The 19,403-nt window shown below is 72.6% G+C and carries 17 protein-coding genes; 12 read left to right on the forward strand and 5 right to left on the reverse strand.

Going from position 1 to position 19,403, the window contains the following annotated elements; translation table 11 throughout:
- Positions 1-24 precede the first annotated feature (24 nt).
- Entirely contained in the window at positions 25-2,787 is a 2,763-nt protein-coding gene (locus tag OJ997_RS08620; RefSeq protein ID WP_270024670.1) for an ATP-binding protein, read from the reverse strand.
- A gap of 77 nt (positions 2,788-2,864) precedes the next feature.
- On the opposite strand from OJ997_RS08620, the gene OJ997_RS08625 reads away from it, so the two are divergent.
- Positions 2,865-3,032, forward strand: coding sequence for a hypothetical protein (locus OJ997_RS08625; RefSeq protein ID WP_270024671.1), 168 nt, complete (start codon positions 2,865-2,867; stop codon positions 3,030-3,032).
- On the opposite strand, the gene OJ997_RS08630 is transcribed toward OJ997_RS08625, so the two are convergent.
- Entirely contained in the window at positions 3,029-4,528 is a 1,500-nt protein-coding gene (locus OJ997_RS08630) for an APC family permease (protein WP_270024672.1), read from the reverse strand. The genes OJ997_RS08625 and OJ997_RS08630 overlap by 4 nt on opposite strands.
- A gap of 60 nt (positions 4,529-4,588) precedes the next feature.
- Positions 4,589-4,738 (reverse strand): hypothetical protein, encoded by a 150-nt coding sequence (locus tag OJ997_RS08635; protein ID WP_270024673.1) that lies wholly within the window; start codon positions 4,736-4,738, stop codon positions 4,589-4,591.
- A gap of 80 nt (positions 4,739-4,818) precedes the next feature.
- On the opposite strand from OJ997_RS08635, the gene OJ997_RS08640 reads away from it, so the two are divergent.
- The 9 genes from OJ997_RS08640 (at position 4,819) to OJ997_RS08685 (ending at position 13,915) form a co-directional block, all read left to right on the forward strand.
- Positions 4,819-5,559 (forward strand): L,D-transpeptidase, encoded by a 741-nt coding sequence (locus tag OJ997_RS08640; protein ID WP_270024674.1) that lies wholly within the window; start codon positions 4,819-4,821, stop codon positions 5,557-5,559.
- Between the two features lie 27 nt (positions 5,560-5,586).
- Positions 5,587-5,844 carry a hypothetical protein gene (locus tag OJ997_RS08645; protein WP_270024675.1) on the forward strand — a complete coding sequence of 86 codons (258 nt, stop codon included), beginning with the start codon at positions 5,587-5,589 and terminating at the stop codon, positions 5,842-5,844.
- The gene (locus OJ997_RS08650) at positions 5,828-5,959 is read left to right on the forward strand and encodes a hypothetical protein (protein WP_270024676.1); all 132 of its coding nucleotides are present in this window, start codon (positions 5,828-5,830) and stop codon (positions 5,957-5,959) included. Before OJ997_RS08645 ends, OJ997_RS08650 begins: the two co-directional genes overlap by 17 nt.
- Before the next feature lie 42 nt (positions 5,960-6,001).
- Positions 6,002-6,316 (forward strand): hypothetical protein, encoded by a 315-nt coding sequence (locus tag OJ997_RS08655; protein WP_270024677.1) that lies wholly within the window; start codon positions 6,002-6,004, stop codon positions 6,314-6,316.
- 199 nt (positions 6,317-6,515) lie between these two features.
- Entirely contained in the window at positions 6,516-6,701 is a 186-nt protein-coding gene (locus OJ997_RS08660) for a hypothetical protein (protein ID WP_270024678.1), read from the forward strand.
- A gap of 628 nt (positions 6,702-7,329) precedes the next feature.
- Positions 7,330-8,664 (forward strand): DNA/RNA non-specific endonuclease, encoded by a 1,335-nt coding sequence (locus OJ997_RS08665; protein ID WP_270024679.1) that lies wholly within the window; start codon positions 7,330-7,332, stop codon positions 8,662-8,664.
- Between the two features lie 191 nt (positions 8,665-8,855).
- The gene (locus OJ997_RS08670; RefSeq protein ID WP_270024680.1) at positions 8,856-9,317 is read left to right on the forward strand and encodes a flagellar basal body-associated FliL family protein; all 462 of its coding nucleotides are present in this window, start codon (positions 8,856-8,858) and stop codon (positions 9,315-9,317) included.
- A 50-nt stretch (positions 9,318-9,367) separates the two neighbouring features.
- Positions 9,368-12,391, forward strand: a complete 3,024-nt coding sequence (locus OJ997_RS36535; RefSeq protein ID WP_272599527.1) for a helix-turn-helix transcriptional regulator — start codon at positions 9,368-9,370, stop codon at positions 12,389-12,391.
- 117 nt (positions 12,392-12,508) lie between these two features.
- On the forward strand, positions 12,509-13,915 hold the full coding sequence (locus OJ997_RS08685; RefSeq protein ID WP_270024681.1) for a carbohydrate binding domain-containing protein: 1,407 nt from the start codon (positions 12,509-12,511) through the stop codon (positions 13,913-13,915).
- Between the two features lie 54 nt (positions 13,916-13,969).
- Here OJ997_RS08685 and OJ997_RS08690 read toward each other — a convergent pair whose 3' ends face one another.
- Positions 13,970-14,809 carry an EAL domain-containing protein gene (locus OJ997_RS08690; protein WP_270024682.1) on the reverse strand — a complete coding sequence of 280 codons (840 nt, stop codon included), beginning with the start codon at positions 14,807-14,809 and terminating at the stop codon, positions 13,970-13,972.
- Positions 14,810-14,981: 172 nt separating this feature from the next.
- Between OJ997_RS08690 and OJ997_RS08695 the strand changes: the two genes are divergently transcribed.
- Positions 14,982-15,539 carry an NADPH-dependent F420 reductase gene (locus OJ997_RS08695; RefSeq protein WP_270024683.1) on the forward strand — a complete coding sequence of 186 codons (558 nt, stop codon included), beginning with the start codon at positions 14,982-14,984 and terminating at the stop codon, positions 15,537-15,539.
- Positions 15,540-15,559: 20 nt separating this feature from the next.
- Complete coding sequence (locus tag OJ997_RS08700; RefSeq protein WP_270024684.1) at positions 15,560-16,045, forward strand: MarR family winged helix-turn-helix transcriptional regulator; 486 nt, start codon at positions 15,560-15,562, stop codon at positions 16,043-16,045.
- A 29-nt stretch (positions 16,046-16,074) separates the two neighbouring features.
- Here the strand turns inward: OJ997_RS08700 and OJ997_RS08705 are convergent, their stop codons facing one another.
- Positions 16,075-19,389: a hypothetical protein gene (locus tag OJ997_RS08705; protein ID WP_270024685.1), complete on the reverse strand. Its 3,315-nt coding sequence runs from the start codon at positions 19,387-19,389 to the stop codon at positions 16,075-16,077.
- Positions 19,390-19,403: the final 14 nt, after the last annotated feature.

The following is a 19,403-nucleotide window of genomic DNA, read 5'->3' on the forward strand; positions in this document are numbered from 1 at the left end:
CACGGAGAGGCTGAGACGCCCCCTTCAGACGGTGAGCGCGTCCCCGTCTTCGAGCAGCGCAGCGAGCTCATTCCGCCTCTGGGCCCCGAGCTTGCGGTAGGCGTTGCGCAGGTGCAGCTCGACCGTCTTGGGCGTCACGAACAGCGCTTCCGCGATCGCGCGGTTGGTCTCGCCGGCCGCGGCACGCTCGGCGACGCGCAGCTCGGAAGGCGTGAGCGCGGCACGGCCCCGGAGCGCCGTCGTGCGCGGACGCCCGCCGGCGGCGTACAGCTCGCTGCGCGCCCGGCTCGCGACCGCGCCGGCCCCGAGCCCGTCCGCCAGCTCGAGCGCCTGCCGCAGCGGGTCGCGCGCGTCGGTCGGCCGGCGGGCAGCGCGCAGCGCCGCGCCGAGCTCCGTCAACGCCTTCGCGTGCTCGAGCCGGGAAGGCGCCGCCAGCGCGACCGCTTCCTCCAGGGGCTCGAGCCCGGCTTCGCGCGCGACCGTGCCCATGACGCTCAGCGCCCGCGCGAGGATCGACGGCGCGCCCCAGCGGCGGGCGATCTCGAGCTCCTCGGCGGCGAGCTCCAGCGCCTCGTCACGGCGCCCGAGGTGATGCAGGGCGAGCGCCTGATGGGCGCGGAACGGGGTGTCGATCGCGGTCATCGGGCCGAAGCGCTCCTGGCCGTCGCGGGCCACCCGCAGCGCCTGCTCGTACTGCTGCTCCGCGATCAGCTGCTCGGCGTGGCTGTCCAGCCAGATGCGCGCGGTCTGGGAGGCGTCGCTGGGCTCGGGGACGACGTCCAGCTCGGCGCGCGCCGCGCGCAGGTCACCGCGCTCGCGCTGCACGGCCGCCAGCCACGACGCGATCTCCCCGCGGCCGTTGCCCCGCGCCTCGCCGAGGACGAGCTCCTCGATGCCGGCGCGCAGCGACGTCTCGGCCTCGTCGAGCTCGCCGCGGCGCAGGAGCGTGTAGCCCTGGCAGAGGCTGATCGCCGACTTGAACCACATCGAGCCGCTCGTGTGCACCTTGGTGACGAACGCGGCCCACGCGTCGTCGGTCTCGGGACGGTCAGCAAGGACGAGCACCATCGTCGCGGACACCGACGGGAGCTGGTGGCCGCCGCGGATGAGGTCCCAGCCTTCGAGCGCGGCCAGCGCGAGCGCCGCGCACTCGTCCGCCGCTCCGCCGGAGAAGGCCCACTGGTAGGCGGCGACCGCGGCGAGCAGCTTCGCCCCGTCCCCGGGCGGAAGCGGCAGCCGGCGATGGGCAGCGAACCGCTCGGGGCCGACGGGATCGCTGCCGCCGAACAGCGGCGCCGTCAGCTCGAGCACTTCGAACCCGGCGAGGATGAGGTCGGCCGCGGGCGGCAGCTCGGCCGTGACGCGGCGGGCGAGCGTGACGGCTTCGTCGGCCTGGCCGGCCGTCAGCATCCCGTTCGCGAGCAGCAGCGCGGCGGTGCCGCGCGCGATCGGCTCCTCGGTCAGCTCGATCGCCTCGCGCAGGTGGTCGTCGCCGACCTTGGAGTGCAGCAGTCGCTCGGCGCTGCCGAGCGCGAGCAGCACGGGGCCGCGGCGCTCGGGGGTGGGCGGCTCGGCGAGCGCGCGGCTGAGGTAGCTCACCGCGGACGTCGGGGCTCCGGCGCGCAGCGCGGCCCGGGCCGCCTGCTCGAGCACGTCGACCACCCACGCCTCCCCGCGCTCGGGCGCGTGCACGAGGTGCGTGGCGATCACGCCGGCGGACGCCCCGCGCTCACGCAGCAGCCGTGCGGCCCGTTCCTGCGCGAGCGAGCGCTCGAGCGCGGGCACGTCCTCGTGCACGGCCGTCCGGATCAGCGGGTGCACGAACGTCGTCGCCGGCTGCTCGGCGAACACCTCCGCGCCGATCAGCTCCCCGGCCGCGGTCGCCGCCACGGTCTCGTCGAGCTCGGCCAGCGCGGCCACGAGCGGCAGCGACGCGCCGTCGCCGAGCACGGCGGTCGCCCGCGTGACCGCGGCGGCCTCGGCGCTCAGCCGGCCGATCCGCACCAGCACGGCGCGGGAGACGGCGCGCGGCGCGATCGCGTCCACGGTCGCGGCCTGGCTCGCGAGCGGTGGCACGCCTTCGGACCGCAGCGTCTTGGTGAGCTCGACCAGCAGCAGCGGGTTCCCGCCGGTCGCGTCGTGGCAGGCGCGGGTGAACGCGGGGTCGGCGCCGTCCTCGAGCAGCGCGCCGCTGGCCTGCTCGCTGAGCGGCTGCGGCGCGAGCGAGATCGTCAGCGGGTCACGGGCGATCTCGGCGATCAGGTGCGCGTTGGGCTGGCGTTCGAACGCGCGGGTGGCGCCGACGATCGTGACCGGCAGCCCTTCGAGCCGGCGGATCAGGTAGCAGAGCCAGCGCAGCGACGGCTCGTCGGCCCACTGCAGGTCGTCGACGAGCAGCAGCAGCGGCGCGCGGTCGGCGAGGTTGACCGTCAGCCGGTACAGCGCGTGCAGGATCGCGAACGACGCGTCCTCCCCGGCCACCCCGCTCGCCGGGCCGTCGAAGACCTCGCGCGCCGCACCGGCGGCACCTTCGAGCAGCGGCGGTGACACCGCGGCGTCGAAGAGCTGGCGGACGACGCCGAACGCCAGCTCCTGCTCGAGCTCGCTGCCCCGCGCGTGGAGGACCGTGAGGCCCGCGGCCTGCGCCTCGCGCCGGGTCTCCCCGAGCAGCCGGGTCTTGCCGATGCCCGCGGGCCCTTCGATCAGCAGGAGGCCGGAACCGGCCTCCGTGGCCGCTCGCACGAGCGTCCGCAACGTCTCCAGCTCGCTCTCGCGTTCCAGCAGCACGACGAAATCCTAGGGTGCGCGTCTCGGGTCCACCGAGATGTGACGTGGACGCTGGTGCTCGATCGTCCTGCGCACCGATGACCGATCCCAGCCACAGCATCCATCTCGAGCTGCACTTCGACGGTGCCGCGCTCACCGGTCACGTCCGCGATGAGGACGGCGGTGACCCGCGCGCCTTCTCGGGCTGGGTCGGGCTCGTGCGCGCCATCGAGGACCTGATCCACGAACCCGTCAAGAGCCCCTAGCTGCGCTCGAGCACCTCGCCGCGGAAGAACGCGGGCGCGCGCGTCTGCCAGAAGAGCATGAACACGGCGCCGAGCGCGAGCACGCCGACGCCGAGGACGAAGACGGTGCCGAGCCCGAAGATCGAGCCGCCGCTGCCGTACGCGGGGTCGACGGTGTCGATCACGAGCCGGACGAACACGGCGGCGAGCGTCAAACCGCCCAGGAACGGCGCGACGCCCTTCAGCAGCAGCGACTTGAGGTCCTTCCGCGCCTCGTGGCGGAAGTACCAGGTCGCCGCGAACGCGGTCAGCCCGTAGTAGAAGCAGATCATCAGGCCGAGCGAGAGGATCGTGTCCACCAGGACGTTCTCGCTGGCGAGCGACATCAGCGCGTAGAAGATCGCGGTGCCGACGCCCGAGACGAGCGTCGCGTAGCTCGGGATGCCGTGGGTGGGATGGATGCGCGAGAGCGAGCCGGGCAGCGCCTTGTAGTGGCTCATCGCGAGCATCGTGCGGGCGGCGGGCACGAACGTCGTCTGCAGGCTCGAGGCCGAGCTCGCGAGCACCGCCAGGAACAGCACCAGCCCCACCGTGGAGCCGAGCACGGGCGCGGCCAGCGCGGCGAACACGTTCTCCTCGGTGTCCGGGTTGCCGAGCCCGATGCCCTCGCCGCCGGTCCCCGCGTACATCTGCGCCGCCACGGCCACGACCACGTAGGTGATCGCCAGGATCAGCAGCGAGAGCAGCGCGGCGATCCCGGGCGTGCGCTCACTGCCCGTCGTCTCCTCGCACGCCGACAGCGCCGCGTCCCACCCCCAGTACATGAAGATCGACAGCGACAGCGCGGTCGCCAGCGCGGAGAACGACTCGACGCTGAACGGGTTCAGCCACGCCCACTCGAAGTCCGTGGCCGTGGGCACGTCGCCGCCGGTCGCCTTGCCGATCGCCATCACCGCGAACAGCACGAGCGCCGCCATCTGCACGGCGACGAGCACGTACATCACGCCCTTGGTCGCGGTCATCCCGCGGTACGCGACCGCGGTCGCCAGCCCGATGAACCCCAGGCACGTGAGGACGTTGACGAGCTTCCCGTCCCCCCACGTCGCGATCGACGGGTCGCCCAGCACCTCGGCCAGGAACAGGTACCAGAACGTCACCGCGACGCCCGCGAGGTTCGACAGCACGATGATCGTCGCGATCAGCAGCCCCCACCCGCACATCCAGCCGACGTGCGGCCCGAACGCCTTCGTCGTCCACGTGAACGACGTCCCCGCGTCCGGCGCGACCTGGTTGAGTCGCCGATACGCATACGCGACGAGCAGCATCGGCACGAACCCGACCAGGAACGTCGCCGGCATCTGCGCCCCGACCTCCCCGACCGTCGGGCCGAGCGTGGCCGTCAACGCGTACGCGGGCGCGACGGACGAGAGCGCGAGCACGACGCTCGCCAGCAACCCGACCGAATCCCGCCGCAGCCCCTTGTCGACCCCGACCGGCTCGCTCGCGACCGTGCTCACGCGTCCCTCCCCCTCAGCTCATCGAGGGACCATCCTCCACGATCGGGAGGACGGCCGCGCCTACGGGAGGGACGAGCCGTCGTCGTCGGAGAGGACCTTGCGCGCCGCGAACCGCGCGATGACCACGAAGATCGCCGTCACGAGGCACACGAACCCCAGGCCGGCGAGCACGACGAGCAGCTCCTGGATGACCGCGAAGGGCGGAGTCATGCCCACAGGATCGACGGTCCGCGCACGCGTGTCCATCGGGTTTTCCACCGGGTCGGGCCCGAAGGGTCATGATGGGGCGTATGGCTCGCCAGCATCACGGTCGGCGCGTCGTCGCGATCGTCGCGTCGGCCGCCGTGCTCTTCGGGTGCGGCGAGCAGCGGCCGCCGCTCGCCGTTGCGGAGCCGACGGGCACAACCGTCGCGGTCGCCTGGCCGCAGCTGCACGAGACCGCCGACGCCGTCGCGCCCGGGGTGGAGACGGTCTGGCTGCGGCGCCGCTCCGTGACCGTGCACGCCACGCCCGGCGGGCGGCGGGTCACGAGCGTCCGCTCACGCACGCCGTACGGCAGTCGCACCCGCCTGTGGGTCCAGGAGCGCAGCGGCGCGTGGCTGAAGGTCGCCGCGCTCGACACGTCGAGCGGCGTCGGCTGGATCGAGGAGCGCCGCACGAAACCGGCCCGCAACGTCGCGCGCCGCGTCGTGATCGACCGCTCGGCGCAGCGCCTGACCGTCTACGGCGGAGCCAGGACCTGGAGCACCCGCGTGGTCGTGGGCGCGGCGGGCACACCGACGCCGCTCGGCTCCTACCAGGTCACCGACCGGCTGCGCGGCGAGCGCTTCGGCGGCACCTACGGCGCGTGGGTCCTCGCGCTGTCCGCCTTCGGCACGCCCGCGCGCACGTCCCGCCTGGCCGTGCACGGGATCCCGCCGGCCGCGCGCCCCGGGACCGGCAGCGCCGGCTGCGTGCGGGTCCCGCTGCGCGCGCTGCGCAGGCTCGCCCGCGAGATCGTCCCGGGCACCCCGGTGCGCATCCGCGCCTGAGCGTGACGACCCCGACGACCTCGAGAGGTGCGCGATGGCGAAGCCAACGACGTTGCTGATGATCCGCCACGGCGAGAAGCCGACCGCGAGGCGCTGGAGCTCGCGCTCGCGACCTGGCCGGACGACGTCACGCCCAAGATCCACTACTCCACGCCCAAGACAGTCGACCCGGCGCACCGCACCTACTTCACGCTGCAGCCGCTGTCGGAGCGCCTCGGGATCCACGAACCTCGTCGACATCGTCCAGGAGATCGTCAAACAGGCCACGGTGACGAACGGCGATGAGGTGCCGACGACGTGGCCGGACGACCGCTTCGACGTCAACTGGCGCTTCGACCGCACCGGCGAGAGCTGGACGTTCAGCAGCATGGACCAGCAGCTGCTGAAGGGGGACAGCTAGCCTCGCGTGCCATGACGGGCAAGCGGCCGCGCGGGCGTCGGCATGAGCGTCCTGTACCGCGTCTACACGAACAACGAGCACCTGCTCCAGGAGCTCTCGCTCGACGGGTTGCGCAAGTCCGACGCCGTGATCGAGGCGGTGCTCGCGGAGGCCGGCGACCCGTGGGAGATGTTCTGCAGCCTGCTGCGACTCGGCCACGCGGACGAAGGAAGCGGGCGCGCTGCGGCCGGAGATCACGTTCGGCGACGTGTCGCTGGTGATGGAGATGCTGCAGGTCGTCCTCACCGGACTGCACACCGCCTCGGGCCCGGAGTTGCCCCATACCGGTCCGACCTCGCCCAGTGCTTCGAGACCTGATTTCGGAACGCACCATTCCACGGTCGGGTTGTCGTCGTCGCGTGCCCGCGTGGTGACATCACGATCGCCGCCAACTCGCTGGTGACGTGCCGGCCGAGCGCCGACTGCACGGCGGCGTAGGCGGCGAACACCACGCTGCAGGTCGAGTACGACAACGGGTTCAACGCCATGCAGTTCGTCAACACCGCTCGGCAGCCCGATGGTCATCCGCCTCGTGGTCAACACGGCGACGGTCTCCGCGACCACCCCGGAAGCCGACCCGTCCAACAACACGAGCAGCGCGACCACAACGGTCACGGCGGGCGGCTCCAGCGGCGAAGACCACCACCACAGCTGGTGGAAGTGGCTGCCGTGGTGGCTCGCCTCGGGGTGGCCGCACCGGTAGCGGCGGTTCGCAGCGTGCGGTGACGGGTTCGGCGAGCTCGCCACCGTGCGCGAGGCATGATCAGAGGTTGATCAACACTTATTGTTCGTGTAGTTAAAGCACTCATGTGTCCCGCTGTGAAGAGTGAGCGTCGCACGCTCGTGGCCCGCTCGCGCACCACTCTGCTCGGCGGCTGCGCATGAGCGCTGCCGAACGGGGCGTGCCGGCCGGGCCCTGTGTCTCCTCGCTGGCCGCGACACCCGCGGGCCCGCTCCCCGCGCCGGGACCATCGTCACGGGTGTCAGCGTTCCTCGCGCTGCAGCGCAATGCCGGGAACCGTGCCGCGGGCGGCGTCGCCGCAGCTGGGCGCCCCGATCGCGGGACCCGGTGGACCCCACGCGAGCGCAGCACCGATCCAGCGCTGAGCGCGCACGATCAAGCCCTTTCAGCGGCTCTCGCTCGCACGCGCCTCGCTCGTATGTATGAACCGGCATCGGACACACATGAGCCTCCCCCGCCAACCCCATCATCCGCCGGTCTTGGGACCCCTCCGGTTCCGACGCAGCCGCCGGAGATCACTCCACCGACCGACCCTCCGCTACCGCAGCCCCCGGCGACCTCCGCCGAGCCCGCGCCCGAGCCCGAGTGGGTGAAGTCTGCCGCGAAGGCCTTCGACACGACAATCGGGCCGATGCACGACCCCGAAGAACAGGCGATGCGGAACGCGTTCCTGGCTGGGATCCGCGCGGCTCCCGGGATCTCTGCGGAGAGCTCGACAACCTACATCCTCAAGCAGTACCTGGCAGGTAAGCCCGGATTCGACGGCTTGTTCGAGGCCCTCCACGCGCGACAGACGGCCGACTACACGGGCTCCCTCCCTGGCAAGGAGGCGCGCGATAGGTCGACCACCTATGACACGCTGCACCCAGAGCTCAAGCGAATCGCCGCGGAACCTTCTTCAACCGCCGGAAGCGCGTACGTCGAGCGTGTGCGTGAGCTTGAGAGCGAGTACAAGAAGAGCGCCCGGCTGATGCCGGTGCTCCAGGAACTCGCGATTGCCCAGAAGAACCAGCTCGGACCGCTCGTCTCGTTCGCGTCGAAGTACGACGGCGCCTATCGCGACGCTGCCCCCAATGCGCCACTGCTCGACCGGATCTTCACCTTGCTGGCGTGGCATACCCCGCTGTTCAGCGACGACTCGAAGGGCGTGAATGATCAGCGCGGCCTGAGACGGTCCATCGGACTTGCCCTGCTCGCGGAGGCGAACCAACTCGCCGGGCTTGCCAACCCTCTAGACCCCCAGCAACCACTGCGCAACCTCCTGCCCGCCAAAGCGCGAGACTTCGGCACGCTGAGCCAGGAGAACTACGCGCTCCCCCCTGAGGCAGAGATCGACACCCGCCGCGCCGTGCGCTCCGGAATCATCACCGCGATGCCGGGAGCGATCCTCTCAGGCGAAGAGTCCGATGGCCGGCTCTTGGAACGGCATCTGATCGCCGCATTCGCACCGTGGGGCGCGGGCAACATCGTCGCGGGCCACCTCGTGGCCGGCAGCCTCGGCGGCGGTAACGTCGACTCCAACTTGGCTCCGCTGCTGGGAACGTTCAACACCGGCGATCACGGGATGCGTGCGCCCGAGACCGCCGCCGCTACGAAGCTCAGGGCCGGCGAGGTGATCTACTACGAGACGACCGTCACCTACGGGCCGATCCTCGCGCCCGACGGCTGGGAGTACCAGCTTCCCGTCACCGTGACCGTCGTGTTGCGACCCCTCGAGCTCAAGGAAGGGGGGAACCGGACCGAGATCGATGACTACACAGTCGCCAAGGACTCGAGGACCTGGGTTCTCCCGCATGCGTGGCCGACGGGTCAGACGCAACCGTCGGCACCGCAGGGCGAGTCGTCAGACCGGAAGGGCAAGGGGAAGCGACCGCAAGGGGGTTCAGGCGGATCCGCACGGGGCGGCAAACGCACGAAGACTTAGTGGCTGCCCTACCGCGCCCTCGGCCCGGTCGGAGAGTCCCCTGGGAGGGCGTCCTCGACGGCAGTGGGTCCTCGCCCTATTGTCGACTGATTGCGTCCAACGTCAGGAATTGAACCGCCCGCACCGATGCAATAAGTGACGGCGTGTCAGCAGAGGCGGAGCCGTCACGACGCAAGGAGGCGCGTTACGCCATGCTCAACAGGCTGATCCTCGTCATCGCGATCGCGGTCGTGGCCGCCAGCGGCGTGTACACGTACGTGGTCGACAAGGCGCCCGTCCCGACAGCGGCCAAGGTCAAGGCCAAGGTGGAGGGCAGCGTGTACATGTTGGAGAAGGAGTTCCTCGTCAACCTGGCCGACGGCCGGTTCGCCAGGCTGCAGGTCGGCCTCGTCCTGGCGTCGGACGACACGTCGACCGTGCCGGCGAACGGCGGCAACACGTTCGCCCCGACGCGCCCGAGCGGCTACGGCGCGATGCTCCAGGAGGGGGTCGTGCGCGACGTCATCACCACGACGCTCACGGGCGCCGTGGACACGGACCTGATGACGACGAAGGGCCGCAGGCGGATCAAGGCGGCGGTCCTGAAGGAGATCAAGGACCGCACGGACGTGAAGGCGGAGCGGGTCGTGCTCGCCGACGTCGTCGTCCAGTAGATCCAGCGGGTTCGCCTTGGCGCGTTTGCGTGCTACCTTGCCGCGCGCCGATGCCGGACCGCCGCGCCCCACTTAGAGAGCGCGACGCCGAGTTGGGCGCGATCGCCGGCTCACTCGAAGCCCTGGCCGCGGGCCGGCCCGGCGTGCTGATGATCGAGGGTCCGGCGGGGATCGGCAAGACGTCGCTGCTCGCCGCGCTCGAGACGCGCGCGCAGACGGCCGGGCTCCGGGTGCTGCGGGCCCGCGGGAGCGAGCTGGAAGGGGACTTCGCGTTCGGGATCGCGGGACAGCTGCTGGAGCCGCTCGTGTTCACGGGCGGCGCGGACGAGCTGGAGCGCTGGTTCGCCGGGCCGGCGGCGGCGGCCCGGCCGCTCTTCGACCTCGAGCTTGCGCGCGAGGCGGTGGTCGACGATGCCGTGCGCCAGCAGCGCCGGCACGGGCTGTTCTGGCTGGTCGCGAACCTGAGCCGCGAGCGGCCGTTGCTGATCGTGGTCGACGACGCGCAGTGGGCCGACGACGCGTCGGCCGAGTTCCTGCGCCACCTCGCCACCCGGCTGGACCGGCTGCCGGTGCTGCTGGTGATCGCGTCGCGACCGAGCGGCGGGCCGTTGCTCCGGCTGCTCGCCGAGGTGAGCACCCGCGTGCTCCGTCCCGCGCGGCTGTCCCAGGACGCGGTGGCGGCGTGGGTCTCGGAGGCATTCGAGACGGCCGGCGACGCCTCCTTCACCGAGGCCGTGCACCGCGCCACCGACGGCAACCCGTTCCTGGTCGGCGAGCTCGTGCGCGAGGTGCGCGCGCAGGGCATGGAGCCCGGGCACGACGCGAGCGAGCGCGTGCGGACACTCTCCCCCAGCAGCGTGACGACCGCCGTCGTGGTGCGCCTGGAGTCGCTGCCGCCTGAGGCCGGAGCCCTGGCCCGCGCGCTCGCGACGCTCGGCGAGGCGGGCGTCGAGGTCGTCGCGGACCTCGCCGGCCAGCCGCTCGAGGTGGCGACCGCGGCCGCGACCGCGCTCGTCCGCGCGGACATCCTCGCCGACCGCCGCACGGCCGCGCGGGACACGGGCTCCACGCCACGGCGCAGAGCCGCGGACGACGTCGGAGCGGACTCGCCACCGCGCCGCGCGACGGACTTGCCCGGCGCCGCCACGCCGCGCCGAGCGACGGACACGCCCAGCGCCGCCACGCCGCGCCGAGCGACGGACACGCCCAGCGCGTCCTCGGCGTGGCACCCGGACGCCCCCAGCGCGCCGGCCGACGACGGCCATCGCCTGCGGTTCGCGCATCCCCTCGTGCGCACCGCGCTCTACGACGACATCCCCGCGCCGGAGCGGCGGATCGCGCACGGCCGCGCGGCGCTCGCGCTCCATCGCGCCGGTGCGCGGCCCGAGCAGGTCGCGGCGCAGCTCCTGCTCGCGCCGCCGGTCCGCGAGGAGCCGTGGGCGCTCGCCACCCTCGCGGCCGCCGCGCGGGCCGCGCTCAGCCGCGGCGTGCCGGAAGTGGCCACGCGGCTGCTCGCGCGGGCGCTGCAGGAGACCGGCGACCCGGACGTGCGCTGCGAGCTGCTGCTCGCGCTCGGCCGGGCGGAGGTGCTCGCGCGCGAACCCGATGCCGTCGACCATCTGCGCGAAGCGGTGCAGCTCGCGCGGACGCCCGCCCAGCGTGTCGCCGCCACGGTCACGCTCAGCCGCGTGCTGCGCTTCGCCGCCGCGGGCGGCGAGGCCGTCGAGCTGCTGGAGGAAGTCGGCGCCACGCTCGAGGACGAGTCGCTGAAGCTGCGGATCGAGCTCGAGCTGCTCGCTGCCGCCACGGTCAGCCACGAGGCGCGCCGGCGCGTCGGTGCGCCCGGTGAGCGCTGGCCGCGCCCGTCCGACGACGCCTTCTTCGCCCAGTTCCTGCAGGCGGCGCACGCGGTCGAGGCCGCCGGTCAGGGCCAGCCCGCGACGCGCGTGCTCGAGCTGGCGACGGCCGGTGTCGCGGTCGACCCCGGTCCGACGCATCTCGGCCGCCACGTCCGGCTGCTCGCGGCCTACGCGTTCCTGCTCAGCGACCACTACGACCTCGTCGAGCAGCAGCTCGACGCGCTCGCGGACGTCGCCGCCGCCCGCGGTGGGGCCGAGCTCGCCGCCAGCGTCACGGCGCAGCGCGCGTTCCTCGCCTACCGGCGCGGGCACCTCGACGACGCCTCCCGGCACGCGCTCGCCGCGCTCGACCCCGACGACGAGACGGGACCGCCGTCGGCGTACCTGCTGCCCGCGGTCGCCGGGCTGATCTGGGTCGCGATCGGCACGGGCGAGCCGCCGCACCCGATCGTCGCCCTCACCCCCACCGACGGCGACAGCCTGTTCGCTCGTCATCTCGACTTCGCGCACGCGGTGCTCGCCGTGCAGCAGGGCGACCGCGAGCTCGGGCTGGCGCGGCTGCTCGCCGTCGGGGAGCGTGAGCTCGCGCTCGGCTGGTCCGGTCCCGCCCCGCTGGCGTGGCGCTCGCAGGCCGCGCTCGCGCTCGACGCGCTCGATCGCCGCGACGAGGCCCGGCCGCTCGCCGAGGAGGAGCTCCGACTCGCCGAGGCTTGCGAGTCGCCGCGCGCGATCGGCATGGCGCAGCGCACCGTCGCGCTGCTCACCGACGACCCCGAGGAGCGGATCGCCGGGCTGGAGCGGGCCGTCGAGGTACTCGCCCGCTCCGGCGCCGACCTCGAGCACGCCCGCGCGCTCCTCGAGCTCGGCACCGCGCTGCGCCGCGAGCGCGGCCCCGGCGCGGCACGCGAACCGCTGCGCGCCGCCTACGGCCTCGCCGAGCGCTGCGGAGCGACCGCCGTCACCGAGCGCGCGCACAAGGAGCTGCTGGCCGCCGGTGCACGCCCGCGGCGGGCGGCGACGAGCGGCGGCGAGGCGCTCACCGAGCGCGAGCGCGCCGTCGCCGAGCTGGCCGCGGCGGGACAGACCAACCGCGGCATCGCGGAAGCGCTGTTCGTGAGCGAGAAGACCGTCGAGACGCACCTGCGCCATGTGTTCCGCAAGCTCGGCGTCGGGTCGCGGCGCGCGCTCCCTGAAGTGCTCGACGACACCCCCTGAGACGAAAGATCAGGGACGCGTCTCAGGGACGCTCCCGATTGTCGGGGCATTGGCGGCGCGGCATCGTGATGGCGGTGGACACGAGGTCCACCTCACAACCGCAACGGAGTGCACACGATGTTGACCTTCAGAAAGCGCGGTGTCAGCGTCGCGCTCTTCGCCGCAGCCCTCGCGGCGAGCGCCACGTCGGCCCAGGCCGCGACCATCCACAAGATCAATCCGAGCTGCGGCTGGAACGCCGGGTCCTACGCGTGCTCGCAGACCTTCACGGCGACGGGTGGCGTGCACGGCTGGGACATCGAGTCGACCCGACCGATCGAGGTGACCGCGATCGGCGCCCGCGGCGGCCGTGCCGGCAACGGCACCGGCGGCGGCCTCGGCGGTGAGGTCAAGACGACCACCCGGTACGCGGATCTGTGCCTGACGATCGCCGGCGCCGGCGGCGACGCCAACGGCCCCACCGGTGGCGGCGGTGGCGCCAACGGCGGCGGCTGGGGCGGCCACGGCCCGGACGGCAAGGGTGGCGGCGGTGGCGGCGGCGCGACCACGGTGCGCGAGTCGCCGTACTACGACCCCTGCCGGGTCCCCGGCGGCACGCTCGTGGCGACCGGACCGGGCGGCGGCGGTGGCGCCCCGTCCAACGTCGGCGGCGACGCCGGCGCCAACGCGCCCGGCGGAGTCGACGGTTGCGGCGGCGGCGCCGGCAAGGCGCCCTCGGGCGGCCGCGGCGGCACGAACTGCAGCGGCGGCTCCTACAACGGCAGCGCCGGCACGGTCGGCCAGGGCGGCAATGGCGGCGAGGGCTCCGCAGGGCAGTGCGTCCGCTACGAGTGCATGATGCCCCAGTACCAGTTCTCCGGCGGTGGCGGCGGTGGCGGCGGTGTCTACGGCGGCGGTGGCGGCGGTTCACCCAAGAGCGTCAGCCGCGGCGGCCTCAACGGCGGCGCGGGCGGCGGCGGTGGCGGCTCGGGCAGCGGCTCGGTCAAGACCAGCACCGCGCTCCCCTCGGTGACCCTCACCTGGTACCCGCCGAACCCGCCGTCGATGCTCACCAACGGCAGCTTCGAGGAGCCGGCGCTTCCGGCGAACTCCTGGGACCTCCGCACCAACGTGCCCGGCTGGACCGACGTCAACGGGCGCCCGATCGAGCTGCAGAGTTACGCCGGTGCCGCGTCCGGCAAGCAGTACATCGAGATCGACGCCAACGAGGGCAGCAGCCTCAAGGCGACCTTCCCGAGCGCCGCCTACACCCAGTACCGGATCACGTTCAAGTACGCGGCCCGGCCCGGTCTGGGAGCCGACCAGAACCGCCTCTACTTCGCTGCCTATCACTGGGTCGGCGCGCCCCAGCTCGAAGGCGTCCTGACCGCCGACGGGACCGGTCGCAGCACACCGGAGTGGAAGGAATTCTCCGGCGTCTTCATGGCCCACAACAACCAGAGCACGATCGTCCTCCGCGAGGACGGGCCGAGCAACGGCGTCGGCATGTTCGTCGACGACTTCTCGGTCACGCCGATCGGCTGACGCGTCACGACGGTTCGCGGGCAGGTGCCTCCACGCCTGCCCGCGTCGTTCGACCTACGATGCCGCGATGAGGCGCCACGGCTTGCGCCCCGTCCAGCTCGACGGTCCGCCGCGGAAGCGGTCGTGCCGTTGGGGCGAGGGTGTCTGGAACCGGTTCAGCAGCGCCGGGGTCCTCGCCTGCTGGACGAGTCCGTCGAGCGCGGGCGAGTCGGCGGCCCAGCCGGTGTGCGGCCGGCCCAGCAGATAGCCCTGGACGTGGGTCACGCCGGCGCGGTGCAACCAGCGCAGTTGCTGCAGGGTCTCGACGCCTTCCGCGCACACCTGCGCGCCGGTCGACAGCGCCGCGTGGACCAGCTCCTCCACGGCTGACGCGCGAGCCGGATCGTCGTCCAGGCTCGTGATCAGGCTGCGGTCGAGCTTGACGAGCTCCGGCGCGAGCAGGGCGATGTCGGCGAGTCGCGCATGGCCTGAGCCGACGTCGTCGAGCGCGAACTGCGCGCCGCGGCGCCGATAGCCGCGGAGCGTCGCCGGCAGCGTCGGGTCGGCGGAGATCGACTCGTTCTCGGTGAGCTCGAACACCAGGCCGCTGAGGTCGCACGGCAGGACCTCGCCGAGCGCGCGGGTGCCGAGCGTCGAAGGGCTGACGTTGACGGTGAGGTAGGTCCCGGCGGGACGGTCCGGGACGCACAACGCCGCGTCGATGGCCGCCGCTTCCAAACGGGCCCCGAGCCCGCACGCGTGCGCGCAGCCGAACCACTGCTGCGGCCCCCATCCGAGCCGCCGGTCGAACCGAGACAACGCTTCGTGACCGACGATCCGCCCGGTCACGAGATCGACGATCGGCTGGGCGACGATCCGGATGCCGTCCGGATCGGCCATCACGGCTTCGACCATGCGGGGCGCGTCATGCGAAACCCGGGGGCTCGGGTGACTGTCCATGGGCTCAACAACGCTCACCGATCGCGGCCCTTGCGAGAAATCCTTCTCACCACTGACAGAGCGTCAGCAATGAAACTCCCGGGAGGTCATATATGTCGTTGCAGACGCATCTACTATGCTGTTCGTCATGAAGATCACGACCATCGGCCGAGGCACGATCGGCGGCACGCTCGCCCGCCTCTGGAGGTCCGCCGGCCACGACGTCACCGAACTCGGCCGTGACGGCGGTGACGCCGCAGGCGCCGACGTCGTCCTGCTGGCCGTCCCCTCCGCCTCCGTCCCCGCCGCCCTGTCGCAGGTCACCGGCCTGAGCGGCAAGCTCGTCATCGACGCCACCAACCGCCTCGGCGACGGCGACCTCCCCGACGGTCAGCCGTCCATCGCCGAGTTCGTCAAGGCGACTACCAACGGCCCGACCGCTAAGGCCTTCAACCTCAATTTCGGCAAGCTGTTCGACCAGGCGCAGAACGCCCCGGAACCACCCCACAACCTGTGGGTCGGCGACGAGGACGCCCGCGCGGCCGTCGAGCAGCTCACCCGCGACATCGGGATGGAAGCCGTCCACGGCGGCCCGCTGACGAGCGCCGCCGCGCAGGAGGCTTTCGCCCAGCTCTACATCACCGCCGTCCAGGACCTGGACGCCGGCCTGCTCTTCTACCGCTTCTTCGCCCCGAAGCCCCAGTAGCAAGGCCGTATCCTCCGCGCGTGCCCCGGCGCGGGTCCGCCAACCGACTGTCCGACGACGAGCTCGCAGCCTGGCAAGGCCTGCTGCGAGCCGGCGTCCGCTTCCAGCGCGAGCTGGACGCCGAGCTCCGAAGCTCCCACGGGCTCTCGGGCAGCGACTACGACGTCCTCATCCAACTCGGCCTGTCCCCGACCAAGACCCTGCGGATGAGCGACCTCGCCCAGGAAGTCCTGATGAGCCACAACGGCGTCTCCCGCGTCGTCGCCCAGCTCGAGGCGGACGGGCTCGTCACGCGTGAGCGAGACGCGCAGGACGGGCGCGCGGTCCACGTCACCCTCACCCCCCACGGCCGCGAGGTGCTGCAGTCGGCCAACCGCGCGCACCTCACCCAGGTCCGCGCGCGGTTCCTCGACCGCCTCAGCGACGAGCAGCTCAGCCAGCTGCGAACCATCTGGGACGCCGTCGACCCGACGCTCGTCGCCGGACGCCCCCGGGCCCCCCGCTGACGACGAGGGGCCCAGGAATGCCGGCAGGACTACCGGAGCTTGACCGCGGTGCTCCAGGTCGTCTTCGCGACCGTGGTGTCGGTGGTGGCCGTGCCCTGCGTCTCGGAGTAGGCGAGCCGCGGGAGGGTGACCGTGGTCCGGACCCGCGCGCCGCGCTTGAGCCGCCGGGCCTTCGTGCCGAGCGCGATCGTGGCCGTGCCGTTCTTCAGCTTGGCCCGGTAGTCGCCGACGCCCGCGACCTTGACGGTGACGGCGCCGTTGAGCTTGCCGGCCGGGACGCCCTGGGCGGTGACGCGGACGGAGAGCTTCTTCCCGCTCGCGGCCGCGAGCTTCACCGCGTAGCTCGTGAAGACGCGCGTGATCGCGGCGTCCTTGCCGGACGGGCCCGCCGGGCCGGCAGGTCCCACCGGACCGGTCGGGCCGGGCGCGCCGAAGACGTCTGGCTTGTCGGGCTCGTCGGTGGGCAGCGCGCTCGCGCGACCGGTCAGCGCGACGGTCCGGTCACCGCCGGGCAGGTTGCTCTCGATCACCAACCGCGCGGAGCGGACGGCGTCCGGCAACGACGGGGCGAACCGCAGCTTGATCTCGCACGACGAGCCTGGGCCGGGGTCGATGTACGCGCACGCGTTCGCCGCGATCAGGAAGTCGGTCTCCTGGCCCCCTTCACCACGGACGGAGACCCTGCTGACCCGCACCCGCTCGGACCCGGTGTTCGTGACGGTCACGATGCGGGGCGCGCCGACGGTCTGCGCGGCCTGGTCACCGAACTCGATCGCCGCGGTCACGTCGGCCTTCAGCCCGAGGTTGCCACGCAGGGTGAAGCGGTCGGTCCGCGCCTTGCGCAGGGCGTACTCCGTCTTCTTGTTCTCGCGTTCGCTGTCGTAGAGCGCGTCGTACCCCTGATCCATGATCAGCCGGATCGGCTGCCCCTCGGCGAGGTCGTCGGGCAGCGCGCCGATGCCCTCCCACGCGCCGGCGTTGGTGGTGTGAAACGGCTCGAGGTCCTTGGTCACCGTGGTCTCGAGCTTGACCGGGGGGTCCTCCGGGTGCCCGGTCCACGTGAACAGCGACTGGGCGCTCTGCGAGCTCCACAGCCCCGGGGTGCCGCCGATGATCAGGTACTGCCCCTTGCCGTTCTTGCGCAGCTCCCGGATCGACTGGCCGTCGAGGTCCAGCAGGATCGGCTCGCCGAACGTCGCCGTCGTCGCGCCGCCGGAGAACAGGCGCTCGAAGTTGGTGACCGGCACGATCAACGCCCGGTACTCGCCGTCGACCTGGATCGCCGGCGAGCGGAACCCGAGGTACAGCGCCGAACCGTCGGGAGAGAACTCCGCGCCCTCCAGGTTCAAGCCGTCGGCCCGGTCGGGCACGACTCCGTCGCGGGTCGCCGCCGCGAGGCCGAGCCGCTTGCCGTGCGCGTCGTCCCACGCGACGAGGTCGCGGCGGAGGCCGACGTACTTGCCGAGCTTCTCCAAGCGTGCGTCGGCGCCGCTGCCGGTCACCCTCGTGGCGTATACGACGTGCCGGCTCACCTCGACATCACCGTCCTTCTTGTTGCCGTGCGAGCCGAGGAAGTACGCGGTGTCCCCCTTGCGGGCCGAAGCCTCGAAGTCGATCTCGTTCGGCTGCAGCTCTTCGGAGGTCCACACCGCCGGCCCGGACACCTCGGCGTGGAACAGACCGATGTCGCTGCGCTCGTCGTCGGCCACGAACAGGTAGCCGTCGCCGGCGTCCAGCGCGGTCGAGGAGTCGCCCTGCCCGATCAGCACCCGGCTGGTCGGCGTGGTCCGCACCGAGGCGTAGTAGTTGACGCTCACGTTCGCGGTCGCACCGTCCGCCCCACGGACGCGGAAGTTCACGATCGCCGAGCCTCGGCCGTTCGCGGGCTCGAACGCGACCCGCCGGACCCCACCGCCGCCGCTGATCCGCACGCCCGAGACGGGCAGCAGGGCGGTGTTGGTCTGCGAGGCGACCTCCACGACGAGCGTCGCGGGATCCACGCGGCTGCCGTCGGCCCGTGTCTGGCCGACGGTCAACGTGACGCCGGGATTCGTCGGGTCGCCGGGGACGCCGGTCTGCTGGCTCTGGCTCGGCACGATCACCGGGCCGGTGCCGCTGCTCGCCGCGACCGCCGCGGTCGGCGCGGAGGTCCCCTCCGCGTCGCCGCACGCGATCCGCACCGTGATGCGACTGCCGACGTCGGCGGTGCTCAGCACGTACTGCGCGGCGGTCGCGCCGGCCAGGTCGACCCCCTCGCGCTGCCACTGGTAGCGCGGCAAGCAGAACGGCTTGGTCTCGCTGCCTCCGACCGCGCGGAGCGTCTCCCCCGCGATCGCGACGCCGGGCACGACCGGATCCTTCGGCGCGTCCGACAGCTGAACCGTCCACGACGGGTCCAGGCCGATGCTCGACTGCGCCGGATCGGACAGCGTCAACACGCCGCTCGCGGGGTCATAGGTGCCCTCGCCGGGATTGCCGGGGGTGATGATCGCGTTCCCGTCGCCCCGCTTGAGCGCGACGGTCACACCGCCGGCACGGTAGGCGCCCGCGAACACCTGCTGCTCGCCGTAGGCCGGCTTGATCGCGAAGAGCCGGAACGCGGAGAGGTCGGCGACGCGGTTGCCGTCGAGCTTCAGCGCGCCCGTCGTCGTGCCGAGCCGGCCGCTGCCGTAGCCCTGCAGCGGACCGACGTTCTCGATCCGGTTGCGGCTCAGCGCCAGCGATGCCAGGTTCGGCCGCGAGGCGAGCGGCGCGATGTCGACGATGCGGTTGCCGCTGAGGTCCAGCGCGGTTACGCCCGGCAACGCGGCGAGCGGCGCGAGCGCGGCGATCCGGTTCTGCGGGATCTCGAGCGTCCGCAGGTTGCTCAGCGCCGTCAGCGGCGTCAGGTCGAACAGCCCGGCATCGGTCAGGTTCAGCGTCGTCAGCGTGGTGATCCGGCCGACGCTGCCGAGCGTGTCCTGCAGCGCGCCGCCGGTGATCGTCAGCGTCGTCAGCGGCAGCGCGGCCAGCGGGCTCGCGTCCGTCAGCCGCCGCGCGGCGACGACCCTCAACGTCCGGAGCCCCGTGAACGCCTCCAGGCCGGACAGCTCACCGACGCCCGGGTCGCCGGACACGGTGAGCGCGCTCAGCGACTGCGCTTCGGCGACCGTCACGTCCTGGGCCGGGTCGCGCGCGGCGCCCAGCGCCGCGTTCACCCCCCGCTTCAGGGTCGGGTCGGGGATGGCCACGACATCGGCGTCGGCCGCGAACGCGGCTGGGGCAGCGGTCAGGGCAAGACCAGCCGCCAGAAGCACGACGCTCAGCAGGCGGCGCGCGGCGCTGGGGACGAGCAGGGGGAACATCGAAATCGGGACTC

It is taken from the genome of Solirubrobacter phytolaccae (genome assembly GCF_027587195.1).
Taxonomy (GTDB): Bacteria; Actinomycetota; Thermoleophilia; order Solirubrobacterales; family Solirubrobacteraceae; genus Solirubrobacter; species Solirubrobacter phytolaccae.

Coding starts and splice junctions, on each gene's coding strand:
- OJ997_RS08635 (WP_270024673.1), bottom strand. CDS start 4,738: ATGACTCCGCCCTTCGCGGTCATCCAGGAGCTGCTCGTCGTGCTCGCC.
- OJ997_RS08705 (WP_270024685.1), bottom strand. CDS start 19,389: ATGTTCCCCCTGCTCGTCCCCAGCGCCGCGCGCCGCCTGCTGAGCGTC.
- OJ997_RS08640 (WP_270024674.1), top strand. CDS start 4,819: ATGGCTCGCCAGCATCACGGTCGGCGCGTCGTCGCGATCGTCGCGTCG.
- OJ997_RS08690 (WP_270024682.1), bottom strand. CDS start 14,809: ATGGTCGAAGCCGTGATGGCCGATCCGGACGGCATCCGGATCGTCGCC.
- OJ997_RS36535 (WP_272599527.1), top strand. CDS start 9,368: ATGCCGGACCGCCGCGCCCCACTTAGAGAGCGCGACGCCGAGTTGGGC.
- OJ997_RS08660 (WP_270024678.1), top strand. CDS start 6,516: ATGGTCATCCGCCTCGTGGTCAACACGGCGACGGTCTCCGCGACCACC.
- OJ997_RS08670 (WP_270024680.1), top strand. CDS start 8,856: ATGCTCAACAGGCTGATCCTCGTCATCGCGATCGCGGTCGTGGCCGCC.
- OJ997_RS08625 (WP_270024671.1), top strand. CDS start 2,865: ATGACCGATCCCAGCCACAGCATCCATCTCGAGCTGCACTTCGACGGT.
- OJ997_RS08695 (WP_270024683.1), top strand. CDS start 14,982: ATGAAGATCACGACCATCGGCCGAGGCACGATCGGCGGCACGCTCGCC.
- OJ997_RS08655 (WP_270024677.1), top strand. CDS start 6,002: ATGAGCGTCCTGTACCGCGTCTACACGAACAACGAGCACCTGCTCCAG.
- OJ997_RS08685 (WP_270024681.1), top strand. CDS start 12,509: ATGTTGACCTTCAGAAAGCGCGGTGTCAGCGTCGCGCTCTTCGCCGCA.